This window comes from Bradyrhizobium sp. HKCCYLRH2047, from assembly GCF_051168175.1.
In the GTDB taxonomy this organism is placed as follows: domain Bacteria; phylum Pseudomonadota; class Alphaproteobacteria; order Rhizobiales; family Xanthobacteraceae; genus Bradyrhizobium.
Window position 1 is genome coordinate 156,337 of the sequence record NZ_JBNPUM010000007.1, and the last position, 12,286, is coordinate 168,622.

10 protein-coding genes are annotated in these 12,286 nt (G+C 66.8%); 6 read left to right on the forward strand and 4 right to left on the reverse strand.

The features are described 5' to 3' along the window. Position 1: 1 nt before the first annotated feature. From ACQR1D_RS18205 to ACQR1D_RS18215, 3 genes are all read right to left on the reverse strand, one after another. Positions 2-2,629, reverse strand: coding sequence for a spermidine synthase (locus tag ACQR1D_RS18205; protein ID WP_434838957.1), 2,628 nt, complete (start codon positions 2,627-2,629; stop codon positions 2-4). A 246-nt stretch (positions 2,630-2,875) separates the two neighbouring features. Beyond that, entirely contained in the window at positions 2,876-3,565 is a 690-nt protein-coding gene (locus ACQR1D_RS18210; RefSeq protein ID WP_434838958.1) for a tetratricopeptide repeat protein, read from the reverse strand. Positions 3,566-3,743: 178 nt separating this feature from the next. Continuing rightward, the gene (locus ACQR1D_RS18215) at positions 3,744-4,646 is read right to left on the reverse strand and encodes a LysR substrate-binding domain-containing protein (protein WP_316216200.1); all 903 of its coding nucleotides are present in this window, start codon (positions 4,644-4,646) and stop codon (positions 3,744-3,746) included. A gap of 108 nt (positions 4,647-4,754) precedes the next feature. Here ACQR1D_RS18215 and ACQR1D_RS18220 point away from each other — a divergent pair, with 108 nt between their 5' ends. The 6 genes from ACQR1D_RS18220 (at position 4,755) to dusA (ending at position 11,647) form a co-directional block, all read left to right on the forward strand. After that, positions 4,755-5,504, forward strand: a complete 750-nt coding sequence (locus ACQR1D_RS18220; RefSeq protein WP_315802997.1) for an SDR family NAD(P)-dependent oxidoreductase — start codon at positions 4,755-4,757, stop codon at positions 5,502-5,504. Positions 5,505-5,519: 15 nt separating this feature from the next. Further along, a complete protein-coding gene (locus tag ACQR1D_RS18225; protein WP_316216201.1) occupies positions 5,520-6,368 on the forward strand; it encodes a transketolase in 849 nt (282 codons plus the stop codon). Next, positions 6,368-7,381: a transketolase family protein gene (locus ACQR1D_RS18230; protein ID WP_434838959.1), complete on the forward strand. Its 1,014-nt coding sequence runs from the start codon at positions 6,368-6,370 to the stop codon at positions 7,379-7,381. Before ACQR1D_RS18225 ends, ACQR1D_RS18230 begins: the two co-directional genes overlap by 1 nt. Positions 7,382-7,459: 78 nt before the next feature. After that, positions 7,460-8,476 (forward strand): TRAP transporter substrate-binding protein, encoded by a 1,017-nt coding sequence (locus ACQR1D_RS18235; protein WP_434889836.1) that lies wholly within the window; start codon positions 7,460-7,462, stop codon positions 8,474-8,476. Beyond that, positions 8,473-10,332 (forward strand): TRAP transporter large permease, encoded by a 1,860-nt coding sequence (locus ACQR1D_RS18240; protein WP_434838961.1) that lies wholly within the window; start codon positions 8,473-8,475, stop codon positions 10,330-10,332. Before ACQR1D_RS18235 ends, ACQR1D_RS18240 begins: the two co-directional genes overlap by 4 nt. Before the next feature lie 295 nt (positions 10,333-10,627). Next, positions 10,628-11,647, forward strand: coding sequence for a tRNA dihydrouridine(20/20a) synthase DusA (gene dusA / locus ACQR1D_RS18245; protein ID WP_434838962.1), 1,020 nt, complete (start codon positions 10,628-10,630; stop codon positions 11,645-11,647). A gap of 75 nt (positions 11,648-11,722) precedes the next feature. Here the strand turns inward: dusA and ACQR1D_RS18250 are convergent, their stop codons facing one another. Continuing rightward, positions 11,723-12,259, reverse strand: a complete 537-nt coding sequence (locus ACQR1D_RS18250) for a TIGR02281 family clan AA aspartic protease (protein WP_315717625.1) — start codon at positions 12,257-12,259, stop codon at positions 11,723-11,725. Between the last annotated feature and the right edge of the window lie 27 nt (positions 12,260-12,286).

Consider the following 12,286-nt stretch of genomic DNA (forward strand, 5'->3'; position numbering starts at 1 on the left):
GCTATTGTTCGAACTCGCGCGACCGCAGGTCGCGCGCCTCGTGTCGCGACGGCGCGGCGGCATCGATCGCCCGAAGCAGGCGTTCTGCAGCCGCGCGATCCGATCCGAGCAGCGCTTTCACCATGCTCATCAGCGGCGCATAGGCCGGCTCGAACTCGGCGCTGGCGCGAATGGAATCCAGGAGGCCGGGCGCGGCGGCTGCAATGAGCGCCGGTCCGCGCGGTTCGCCGGTCAGCGCCGCGCCGGCCTGGATGAATCGGTTGCGAGCCTGCCAATAAGCGCCGAGCCGCTGCTCCCAGCTTCCACGCTTCGAGTCGCCCAGCAGTTCGCCCGCGTCCGTCTTTGTCTGATTGAGGACCGTCAGCAGCAACTGCCATGGGGCCGCGGAGAGAGCGTGGACGTTGCTGCGCGCGTCGAACGTGACGAACGGGAAATCGTCGGTGTTGTGCGGTCCCGGACCGGCGAAGCTCGCGAGTGCTTTCGCGCCGGCGACATACTGGCCGAGAAGGTCGATCGGCTGATCGAAGCCGAGCGGTTGAATGATCGGGTGAAGCTTCCGGTCGGAAAACCGTGCGGCGAGGAGCTCGGGATCGATCGGGTCCGGGGCCGCCGATCCGATCAGGGCCAGCATCGGCGTGCGCACGCTGTAATGGTTCAGCCAGGCTGACCCGTGTGGGAAGACCGCGAGAAAGCTTCTGATGATCGCCCGCAGCGACGGTGCATCGAGCTGATAGAGCGGCAGCCACTGGCAGAACACGCCCTCGGCCGCCAGCCTCCGCTTGACGGCCGCGAAATGTTCGACCGTGTACAGCGCGCCGCTGCCATCCAGCGCCGGGTGGAACAGGTCGGCCACGATCACGTCGTAGCGTCCGTCGTCGGCGACGATGAAGCGCCGGGCGTCGGCAACGGCGATCGGCGGTCTTTCCTTCTCGGCCGCGGGGTTGTCGAACCAGGACAGCAGCGCGACGACCTCGGAGGAGAGTTCGACCGCGCGCACGTCGAGATCCGGCATCTGCGCTGCGCCGAGCACGGTCGCGCCGGTGCCGACACCGAGGAAGAGCGCGCTGCGCGGCGCCGGATGCAAGAGCAGCGGCAGCATGGCCTGGCGGAAATCGGACCGCACAGAGCTGGTACCGCCCATGCGGAAGTGGCCGTTCACTTCGAGATAGCGTGCCCCCGAGGCGTCGTCGACGACGCTTGCCGTCGCCATCGATCCCTCGCGCACGGCGAGAAGCTTGCCGCCCGGCGGGACCTTGATGAGCAGGGGGGCGGGAAGGCACAACAGCGCGAGCGCAAGCAGAGCGGGCGCCGCGGCCCACCGCAGCACGACGCGTTGCGGCTGCAGCAACAGCAGATATCCGACGGCAACGAGGATCAATGCCCTCCAGATACCGAAAGCGGGAATCAGCAGCTGTGCTGCGGCCAGCGGTGCAATGGCTGCGCCGACGCTGTTGATGCCGACGGCCCAGCCGACCGATCCCCGGCCGTCACGGACCTCCTGCATGAGCTGGCCGAACAAGGCACCCATCGCCATCGCGGGCAGTAGCAGCAGCGCCAGCGCGATGCCGAGCTCGCCGGCGACGCCGAGGCTCGCCGCGCTATCGGCGAAGCCGCCAAGCAAGGGCGTCATGATCGCCGTGCCGAGGCCAACGAGTGCGGTGAGGCTGATCAGAACGGTTCTGCCGCGTGCAACCGTGGGCCCCAAACGCTGCCAGATCATGCCGCCGATCGCGGTGCCCAGCAGGTAGGCCGCGAGCAGACAGGCGAAGCTATAGACCGTATCCTGCATCATCTGCGCGGCCAGGCGCACGACCAGCACTTCGAACACGATCCCGAGCAGGCCGGTGACGAACAGAGTTGCCGTCAGGCGGAGGCCGGTGACAGCATGCCTGCTATCGTCACGCGCGCGAGCGTCGGCCTGCACGGCTCGGCCGAGGCGAAGCGCTGCGAGCGCGCAGGCCGCGTTGACGGCTGCCAGGCAAAGCAGCGTCGTCGACAATCCAAGCGCGGGGATCAGCACGAAGGTGGACAGCAGCGTGCCGGCGACGGCGCCGGCGGTGTTCGCGCCATAGACGCCAGCGCTGACGGACCGCGTGCCGTGCGCTGCGGACGTCATGCGTTCCAGCGCGGTCAGCGTGCCGCCCATTGCCACCGTGGCCGGCAACAGCACCAGCGTCGGCAGCAGGAAGCTCGCGCTCCACAACAGGAGGGGGGAGGGAGCCGTGCCGAGCAGCGGCGCCAGGGCGCGCGCGCTCGCCGGAAGCAACCAGATCGCACATAGCCCCCACAGGCCGATGACCGCTTCGAGGACGGCATAGAGCCGGTGCGGATTGGCGACGCGGCGGATCCGGCCATCGAGGACGAAGGCGCCCACCGCGAGCCCAGCAAAAAATCCGGCGATGGCGCCGAGCACGGCCATCATCTCCGTGCCCAGGGCGAGGGCGAGCTGGCGCGTCCAGACGATCTCATAGCCGAGCCCGGCGAGGCCGGATGCCGCAATCAGCAGCTTCAGCGCCCCCAGCCGGGCCGTGCTCTGGCGGGCGACGAGATCGACGCCGGATGACCTGGCACCTTGCTTCTCCGCGACCAGATCATTGTCGCGCGGGTCTGCGTGGCGTGCCTCGGTCAAGGTTTGGTACCTGCAATTCCCGTGATCGGTCTTCGGATGCAGCGCGCCGTGCGGAGTACTGGTCCGAGCGCTGGATCAAGCTCGGCGGCACGGGCCGCCAAGGTCGAGATCGTTTCCTTGTGTTCGTGTTTCGTGACGGTGGTTTGACAGAGGCCGCGGGAGCACTAGCGTCGTCTGAACGATTCCAGGGGCAATGATTTTTGGTGAGACTGCCACGCGTGCGGATCGTGGATCGGGCTGGTCGCCCTATTGGGCCGGCAGGCCCGCGTCGACCATGAGCTGAACGATCCTGGCCGCGGCCTCGCGATACACCGGACTGGTGTTCTTCATCGGCGGCGCAACGTTGAGCGCGGTCGTGCCGGGCCGCAGCTTCAGTCCCTTCTGGATCGCGGCTCTCGCTTCATCGATCTGTCCGGCCCTCTGATAGGCGGCCGCCAGCAGCATATAAGGACGCCCGGACGCGGCCGTGATGGCGATCGAGCGCCGCAGCCACGGCAGGGCTTCCTCCGCGCGATCCATCATCATGTGCGCCCACCCGACGCCCAGGAGCCATGTCCAGCGTGAGACCGCCGGCGTGTCATAGCGGTCGGCCTGCTGGAAGGTCGCCAGCGCATCCTCGAAGCGGCCGAGATGGAGCTGCCCGAGGCCGACCAGATACAGCGCGAGGCCGTCCCATGGATCGAGACTCAGCGTTCTGGCGCAGATGACCAGGCTTTCGACGAAATGATTGGTTGCGCTGAGGGAAGCGGCAATAGGTCTCGAGCACCGCCCCGACAACCATGACGATCTCGCCGGCCCGGTCGTCGCCTCAGCGGCGGAGGCGGCGGCGACGTCGAGCACGGTGGTCGGGGCGGGGGAGGGAAGGTCCACCTCGGGCGAAGAGACCTTGATCTCTGCCTCCGACGCGATGTCCGCGGTAAAGACGTATCCCCCCATTGGCCGCGCAGGACACGCTGCCCGAACAGTTGATCAAACGACGGCCGAGTAATGATCTGAAAGATCAACCTGGGCTGCTTGGCCTGCCTCAAGGTGAGCGTTTCAGCCTCGGGACGCAATGCGTTCCGAGAGCCCCAATCAGCGAGCTCGGTCGAAAGAAAGCAGGGACGGCGCGAGATCAATCGAACGATCGTCGCCCTCCGCGTTCCGGACTGAGCTCGGATGTGATCCAGTCGGCAAAGGCGCGGACAGCCGTGCGTTGGTGAGCATTGCGGGGAAATACCAGGCGATGGCCGACGTAGCGGACGTCGGTCGCGCGGCCGGCTAGCGGCGCCACCAGCCGGCCGGATGCCAGCTCACGCTCGGCCAGCAGGGTGGATTCAAGGGCAACGCCGAGACCTTCGGTCGCGGTCGCAAGCGCCAGGAAGCTGCGGTCGAAGCGCATGCCATGAAGAGCGGGAGGCTCGAGACCGTTGGCGGCGAACCATTGATGCCACTGGATCTGCTTGACATCGGAGCGGATCAGCGTTCGTTCCAGCAGGTCGGCAGGCCGCTTGATCGTGGCCGCCAGTGCCGGCGAGCAGAGCGGCGTCACCGTTTCCTCGGCCAGCGGAACGATTTCGACACCTTCCGCATGCGGCTGGCCATAGACGATATCGATGTCGAAATCGTCGTTCTTGAATCGCGCATAGTCGGTGTTCGCCGCAAGCCGCACCTCGAGCTTGGGGTGGGCGGCGAGAAATCGCGCCAATCGCGGCGTCAGCCACTGCGCAGCGAAGCTCGGCGCCGAATGGACGCGGACCAATTGGGGACCGCGCGCGGCGACCTCCTCCAGGCCGCGGCGCAACTGGTCGAAGGCGGCGCCGGCATGGCGCATCAGGTTCTCGCCGGCAGGTGTCAGCCGCACCGAGCGGGCGGTGCGCTCGAACAGCACCGTGCGCAGGGTCGTCTCCAGCTTGCGGATGGCGTGGCTGACTGCGCTCGGGGTCAGGTGAAGCTCATTCGCTGCATCGCGAAACGAGCCAGTCCGTGCAGCGGCCTCAAACGCTTTGATTGACGAAATCGGGACGTTGGATAGCATCGGATGAGTGAACCAGATTCATCTATCCGTGACAACTGCGCGTTTGTCCCCGCCGGTCAGGCCCGCCATGGTCAAGCCCAACACAACGACACTTTGGGAGGACCAAGGATGCTGCTCAGCGGCAAGACGGCGATCATCTCGGGCGCAGCTTCCAGGCGCGGTATTGGGCTGGCCACTGCGCGACGGTTCGCCGCCGAAGGGGCGCGCGTCGCCATCCTCGACCTCGATGCGGCGGCGGCCGCCGACGCGGCGGCCACGCTCGGCCACCAGCATCTCGGGATCGGCTGCAACGTCGCCGACAACAACTCCTGCAACGACGCCGTCGCGCAAGTCATCGCCACATTCGGCGTCATCGACATCCTCATCAACAACGCCGGCATCACCCAGCCGGTCAAGCTGCTCGACATCACGCCCAACGACTGGGATCGCATCCAGGACGTCAATCTCAAGGGCGTGCTGTTCCTGTCGCAAGCGGTGATCCCCCACATGCGCGCGCGCAAGCAGGGCTCTATCGCCTGCATGTCGTCGGTTTCGGCGCAGCGCGGCGGCGGCATCTTCGGCGGGCCGCATTATTCCGCGGCCAAGGCCGGCGTTCTCGGTCTCGCCAAGGCGATGGCGCGCGAATTCGGCATCGACGGCATTCGCGTCAACTGCGTCACGCCGGGCTTGATCGGCACCGACATCACGGCCGGCAAGCTGACCGACGAGATGAAGGCCAAGATCCTCGAGGGCATTCCGCTCAACCGGCTCGGCACCGCCGACGACGTCGCCGGCATCTACACCTTTCTGGCGTCGGACCTCTCCGCCTATGTCACGGGCGCGGTCATCGACGTCAATGGCGGCATGCTGATCCACTAACCAAGGTCTCAAGAGATGGACACCGCAACCAGCCGGCTCGCCAACGCGCCGACATTGGCGCAGCGCGCCTACGACATCCGGCGCAACGCGCTTCGCATGGGCGAGGTGCAAGGGCAGGGCTACATCGCCCAGGCTCTCGACATCTCCGACGTGCTGGCAGTCGCCTACTTCCACGCCATGCGCTACCGGCCCGAGGATCCCAACTGGGAGGAGCGCGACCGTTTCCTGCTGTCGAACGGACACTATGCGATCGCCCTGTACGCCGCGCTGATCGAGGCCGGCATCGTTCCCGAGGCCGAGCTGGAAACCTATGGCAGCGACGACAGCCGGTTGCCGATGTCCGGCATGGCGTCCTACACGCCGGGCATGGAGATGTCGGGCGGCTCGCTCGGCCTCGGCCTCAGCATCGCCGTCGGCATGGGCCTCGGACTGAAGCGCAAGACGTCGAGCTCTCGCGTCTACACGCTGTTCTCCGACGGCGAGCTCGACGAGGGCTCGGTGTGGGAGGCGATCTCGTCCGCCAGCCACCACAAGCTCGACAACCTCATCGGCATCGTCGACGTCAACAATCAGCAGGCCGATGGCCCTTCGACCCAGGTCATGGGCTTCGAGCCTTTGGTGGATCGGCTGGAAGCGTTCGGCTGGTTCGTGCAGCGCGTCGACGGCAACGACCTCGACGCCGTGGTCGCCGCCTTCGATGCCGCCAAGACCCACGCGGCGCCGAAGCCGCGCATGATCGTGGCGGACACGCTGATGGGCAAGGGCGTGCCCTTCCTCGAACAGCGCGAGAAGAACCACTTCATTCGCGTCGAGCCGCACGAGTGGCAGCTCGCGATTGCCGCACTCGACGCCGGGAGGCCGTGATGAAATCGACGAGACCCGCACCGGATCTGAGCAAGCCGCGCCTGACGACCTCGGCGATGATCGCCTCGATCGCTTCCGAGGGCCAGCGCACCAGGCCGGCGCCGTTCGGCCACGCGCTGGTCGCGCTGGCGCGCAGCCGGCCGGAGGTGGTCGGCATGACCGCCGATCTCGGCAAGTACACCGACCTGCACATCTTCGCGAAGGAATTCCCCGAGCGCACCTACCAGATGGGCATGGCCGAGCAGCTGCTATTCGGCGCCGCATCCGGCATGGCGGCCGAAGGCTTCATGCCGTTCACCACGACCTATGCCGTGTTCGCCTCGCGCCGCGCCTACGACTTCATCCACCAGACCATCGCCGAGGAAGATCGCAACGTGAAGATCGCCTGCGCGCTGCCCGGCCTGACCTCCGGCTACGGCCCGAGCCACCAGGCGGCCGAGGATCTCGCGCTGATGCGCGCGATGCCGAACTTGACGGTGATCGACCCCTGCGATGCGCATGAGATCGAGCAGGTCGTGCCGGCGATGGCCGCCCATCAAGGCCCGGTCTACATGCGGCTGCTGCGCGGTCAGGTGCCGCTGGTGCTCGACGAGTACGACTACACATTCGAGCTCGGCAAGGCCAAGCTGCTGCGCGACGGCCGGGACGTGCTGATGATCTCGTCCGGGCTGATGACGATGCGCGCGCTCGAGGCCGCCAAGGCGCTGTCCGATGATCGCGTCGACGTCGGCGTGCTGCACGTGCCGACGATCAAGCCGCTCGATGCCGAGACCATCGTGCGCGAATCCGGCCGCTCCGGCCGTCTCGTCGTCGTCGCCGAGAACCATACGGTGATCGGCGGACTGGGGGAGGCGGTCGCCGGGGTGCTGATGCGCGCAGGCGTGCACGTACCGTTCCGGCAGATCGGCTTGCCCGACGAATTCCTCGACGCCGGCGCGCTGCCGACCTTGCACGATCGCTACGGCATCTCGTTGTCGGAAGTCGTCAAGCAGGTCAAGGGCTGGCTCAAATAGCGGACCAGCCGCTGACATGACCCGCCGGCGCGCGGACGCGCCGGACCATAACAACAATTTCATACTGGAGGGACGGGAATGCGCAAGGCAATGACGCGTCGGCGATTCATGGCAGGAGCAATGGTGGGGGCTGCGGTGCTGCCGTTCACCGGGCGATTCGCCAAGGCAGCGGAGTTCACGATGAAGCTCGCGACCGGACAGGATCCGTCGCATCCGGTCAACAAGCGGGCGCAGCAGGCGGCCGATCGCATCAAGGAGGCGAGCGGCGGCCGGCTCGATATCAATCTCTACCCGGCCAACCAGCTCGGCTCCGACACCGATCTGATCTCGCAGGTCCGCGTCGGCGCCGTCGATGCGATCAACATCGCGAGCTCCGTGCTTGCCACCCGCGTGCCGCTCGCCGGCATCGTCAACACCGGCTTCGCCTTCACGTCCTACGACCAGGTCTGGAAGGCGATGGACGGCAGCCTTGGTGATCACATCCGCAAGGACATCGAGAAGACCGGCGTCATCGCGCTCTCCAAGCCCTGGGACAACGGATTTCGCCAGGTCACGTCCTCGACCCGCGAGATCAAGACGCCGGACGATCTCAAGAGCTTCAAGATCCGCGTGCCGGCGGCGCCGATCCTGACCAGCCTGTTTCAGGCGCTCGGTGCCGGTCCGACACCGATCAACTTCAATGAGGTCTATACGTCGCTGCAGACCAAGGTGGTCGAGGGCCAGGAGAACCCGCTGCCGATCATCGCCACCGCCAAGCTCTACGAGGTCCAGAAATACTGCTCGCTGACCAGCCACGTCTGGGATGCCTACTGGATTCTTGGCAACCGCGCTGCCTTCGGCAAACTGCCGTCCGACCTGCAGACGCTGGTCACGAAGGAATTCAACAAGTCGGCGGATGACGAGCGATCCGACATTGCCGCGCTCAGCCAGAGCCTGCGCGCCGATCTCGCCGCCAAGGGCTTCACCTTCGTGGATGTCGACAAGGAGGCATTCCGTGGCGCGCTCGGCAAGAGCAGCTTCTACAAGGACTGGCGCGGCAAGTTCGGCGAGGAGGCCTGGAAGATCCTGCAGTCGAATGTGGGAGAGCTCGGATGAACTCGGTCGACGCGTCTCTGGCAGCCTCCACGAAGCACGGCGTCGTCGAAAGCCTCGAGCGGGCGCTGACGAAGCTGATCGAGATTCCCGCGATCGTCGCGCTGGTCGCGGAAGTCGGAATCCTCTTCACCGGTGTGACGGCGCGCTTCGCCTTCAACCGGCCGCTGACCTGGGCTGACGAGCTCGCGTCGATCACCTTTCTCTGGCTCGCGATGCTGGGCGCCGTGCTCGCGCTCAGCCGCGGCGAGCACATGCGGATGACCGCGCTGATCGACCGCGTCGCACCGCGCACCCGCGCGGTGCTGGAGAGCGCGGCGCTGATGGCGCCGGCGCTGTTCCTGGCGATCCTGCTGCATCCTGCGATCGACTATGCGAGCGGACAGGCGTTCGCGGAGACGCCGGCGCTCGGCCTGCCCGACAGCGTGCGGGCCGGCGCGGTGCCGGTCGGCATCGGCCTCATGCTGGCCACCGCCCTGCTGCGCATGGCGCGCCACGGCTCGCGCGACATCGCGATCACGCTGGTGATCCTGGCGGCCACGGCGCTCGTGTTGTGGGGCGCGGCGCCGGCGCTCAAGGCGCTCGGCAACTGGAATCTGATCGTCTTCTTCGCGATCCTGCTTGGCGCGGCCGTGCTCGCCGGCGTCCCGATCGCATTCTGCTTCGGGCTCGCCACGGTGGCTTATCTCCTCACGGTCACCTCGGCGCCGCTCGAAGTCGTCACCAGCCGCATTGACGAGGGCGTCTCATCCCTCGTTTTGCTCGCGATTCCCTTGTTCATTCTGCTCGGCCATCTCATCGTCATGACCGGCATGGCGGCAGCGATGGTCGGCTTCCTGGTGTCGCTGGTTGGCCATGTCCGGGGCGGCCTGTCCTACGTGCTGCTCGGCGCGATCCTGCTGGTCTCGGGCATTTCCGGCGCCAAGACGGCCGACATGGCGGCGGTCGCGCCGGTGCTGTTTCCGGACATGAAGCGCCGCGGCATTCATGACGGCGAGCTGTTGTCGCTGCTCGCAGCCTCGGGCGCGATGGCCGAGACCATTCCGCCCTCGATCGTGCTGATCATTATCGGCTCCGTCGCCGGCGTCTCGATTTCGGCCTTGTTCACCGGCGGCATCCTGCCCGGCCTGGTGCTGGCCGCCGCGCTGGCGGTGGTCGCCAAGCGCCGCATGGTCGAGCCGGAGGGCGTGATCCGACCGCGGCCGACCTGGGCCACCATTCGCTCGGCGCTCATCACGGCGCTGCCGGCACTGCTGCTGCCGGTGCTGATCCGCACCGCGGTCACCGAGGGCGTCGCCACCGCGACCGAAGTCTCGACCGTCGGCATCGCCTACACGATCCTGGTCGGACTGCTCGTCTATCGCCGCTTCGACTGGCGCAGGCTCTATCCGGCGCTGGTGCATACTGCCGCTTTGTCGGGGGCGATCCTGTTCATCATCGGTGCGGCCACCGCGATGGCCTGGGCGCTGACGCAGTCGAACTTCTCGCATGCGCTCGCGGCGATGATGGTTTCGGTGCCCGGTGGCAAATACGGCTTCCTGCTGATCTCGATCGCCGTGTTCATCCTGCTCGGCAGCATCCTCGAAGGCCTGCCGGCCATGGTGCTGTTCGGCCCGCTGCTGTTTCCGGCGGCCAAGCTGCTCGGCGTGCACGAGGTGCACTACGCGATGGTGATCATCCTCGCGATGGGCATCGGCCTGTTCGCGCCGCCCTTCGGCCTTGGGTACTACGCGGCGTGCTCGATCGGACAGATCCATCCCAACGCCGGACTGACCCGCATCTGGCCCTATCTCGGCGCGCTCGTGCTCGGCCTGCTGCTGGTTGCCTTCGTGCCGTGGCTGTCGATCGGCCTTCTCTGACCCCCCGGGTCGGCTGAAAACGTGAGGACCGAGATGCCAGTCGCGAGCTCGAGGCCCAGGACATCGAAAAGAGCTTCGGTGCACCCACGTCCTGCGCGGCGCCAACCTGCGGATTCGTTCCGGCGAGATCCACGCTCTGCTGGGCGGCAATGGATCTCCCGCAGCGGCACCAATCGACGGCTGCCTGATCGATCTCCGGTACAACATTGTTTTACCGGGAGACCAAAAATGGGTCGAAATCAGCGGAAATCGGCGTAAATGGACGCTGATGGGATGCTTCCGGCGCGACTTCTGAATGACTGATATCTCAAATAAAATTGCAAAATCAAACGCTTGGCGTTTCTCCGTCGCCCCCATGATGGACTGGACCGATCGGCACTGCCGGGTGTTCCATCGGCTGCTGTCGCGCCGGGCGTTGCTCTATACCGAGATGGTCACGACCGGCGCCGTCATTCATGGCGACCGGCAGCGGCTGCTCGGCTTCGATGCCAGCGAGCATCCGGTGGCGCTGCAGCTCGGCGGCTCCGACCCCGGCGATCTCGCGACGTCGGCCAGGATCGGCGAGGATTTCGGCTACGATGAGATCAACCTCAATGTCGGCTGTCCGTCGGACCGGGTGAAGGACGGCCGCTTCGGCGCCTGTTTGATGGCCGAGCCCGCGCTCGTGGCCGCCTGCGTCGCCGCGATGAAGCACGCCGTTCGCATTCCCGTCACCGTGAAGTGCCGCATCGGCATCGACGATCAGGATCCGGAGGTCGCGCTCGATGCGCTGGCGGACGCGGTCGTCGATAGCGGCGCCGACGCGTTGATCGTGCACGCGCGCAAGGCGTGGCTGAACGGCTTGTCGCCAAAGGAGAACCGTGACGTTCCGCCGCTCGACTACGACAGGGTGTACCGGTTGAAGGCGAGGCTGCCGCACGTGCCCGTCATCATCAATGGCGGCATCGGCAGCATCGAAGCTGCGCAAGGTCATCTCGCGCATGTCGATGGCGTGATGCTTGGGCGAGCGGCCTATCAGGAGCCGTGGCGGCTGCTCGATGTCGATCCCGTCCTGTTCGGCGAGGTCGCGCCGCATCGGACCATGAAGGATGCGTTGGCGGCGCTCGAGCCCTACATCGTGCGCCAGCTCGGGCAGGGCGCGCGGCTGCACGCGATCACGCGGCATCTCGTCGGCGCCTATCACGCGGTGCCCGGCGCACGCGCATTCCGCCGCCATCTCGCCGAGCGTGGCGTCAAGCCAGACGCCGGCATCGAGGTACTGCGCGAGGCGGTCGCGATGGTCGAGGAGCGCCCAGCGGTTGCTGCGCTGGCCTGAGCGGCTCAGGCCAGCGGCAGTTCGGCGACGGCCTGGCGCGCGATCTCTCTGCTGGCTGCGACGAGGCCCAGCTCCTCAGCTGCGGTCGGGAAAGCCGTGCAGCATCAGCCGGTCGGAGCGCACTTCCCAGCGCTCCAGCCGGTCGAGGAAGCTCATGCCGAGCAGGTTGGTCTTCATCTGGCCGTGCGGCACCACCAGCGCCGGCACCGAGCGCTCCACCAGCTTGCCGATCGCGAGCCGGTCCAACGTCAGCCGCGCCGCCTTGGTATGGCCACCGGCAGTTTCGACGTCGACGTCGTAGGCGAGCAGTTCGAGCGGCAGGCCTGCGGCCTTGGCGGTCTCGTAGGTCAGCACCACCGATGTGGCGCCGGTGTCGACCACCATCGGCGCGGTGACGCCGTTGATCTTGGCGCGCAATGCGAACTCGCCGCCTCTGGTGCGCTCGATCTCGACCGCGTTGGTCGGAGGGCTCGCCTTGGCGCGGAGCGCGCGGCTGCGCAGAACCTCCGACACGGTGTCGCTTGCGAGCGCTGCCTGCTCGGGGTCCTTGTAGACGATCACGGCGCCCGCGGTGAGCACCATGGTGACGAAAACGAGCACGACCTTGTTCATGCCGCGCCTCCCGTCGGCACCGAGGCG

What these genes read in the sequence shown, in the direction of transcription:
- ACQR1D_RS18210 (WP_434838958.1), bottom strand. Translation starts at nt 3,565, where the DNA reads ATGGGGGGATACGTCTTTACCGCGGACATCGCGTCGGAGGCAGAGATC.
- ACQR1D_RS18215 (WP_316216200.1), bottom strand. Translation starts at nt 4,646, where the DNA reads ATGCTATCCAACGTCCCGATTTCGTCAATCAAAGCGTTTGAGGCCGCT.
- ACQR1D_RS18220 (WP_315802997.1), top strand. Translation starts at nt 4,755, where the DNA reads ATGCTGCTCAGCGGCAAGACGGCGATCATCTCGGGCGCAGCTTCCAGG.
- ACQR1D_RS18225 (WP_316216201.1), top strand. Translation starts at nt 5,520, where the DNA reads ATGGACACCGCAACCAGCCGGCTCGCCAACGCGCCGACATTGGCGCAG.
- ACQR1D_RS18230 (WP_434838959.1), top strand. Translation starts at nt 6,368, where the DNA reads ATGAAATCGACGAGACCCGCACCGGATCTGAGCAAGCCGCGCCTGACG.
- ACQR1D_RS18235 (WP_434889836.1), top strand. Translation starts at nt 7,460, where the DNA reads ATGCGCAAGGCAATGACGCGTCGGCGATTCATGGCAGGAGCAATGGTG.
- ACQR1D_RS18240 (WP_434838961.1), top strand. Translation starts at nt 8,473, where the DNA reads ATGAACTCGGTCGACGCGTCTCTGGCAGCCTCCACGAAGCACGGCGTC.
- dusA (WP_434838962.1), top strand. Translation starts at nt 10,628, where the DNA reads ATGACTGATATCTCAAATAAAATTGCAAAATCAAACGCTTGGCGTTTC.
- ACQR1D_RS18250 (WP_315717625.1), bottom strand. Translation starts at nt 12,259, where the DNA reads ATGAACAAGGTCGTGCTCGTTTTCGTCACCATGGTGCTCACCGCGGGC.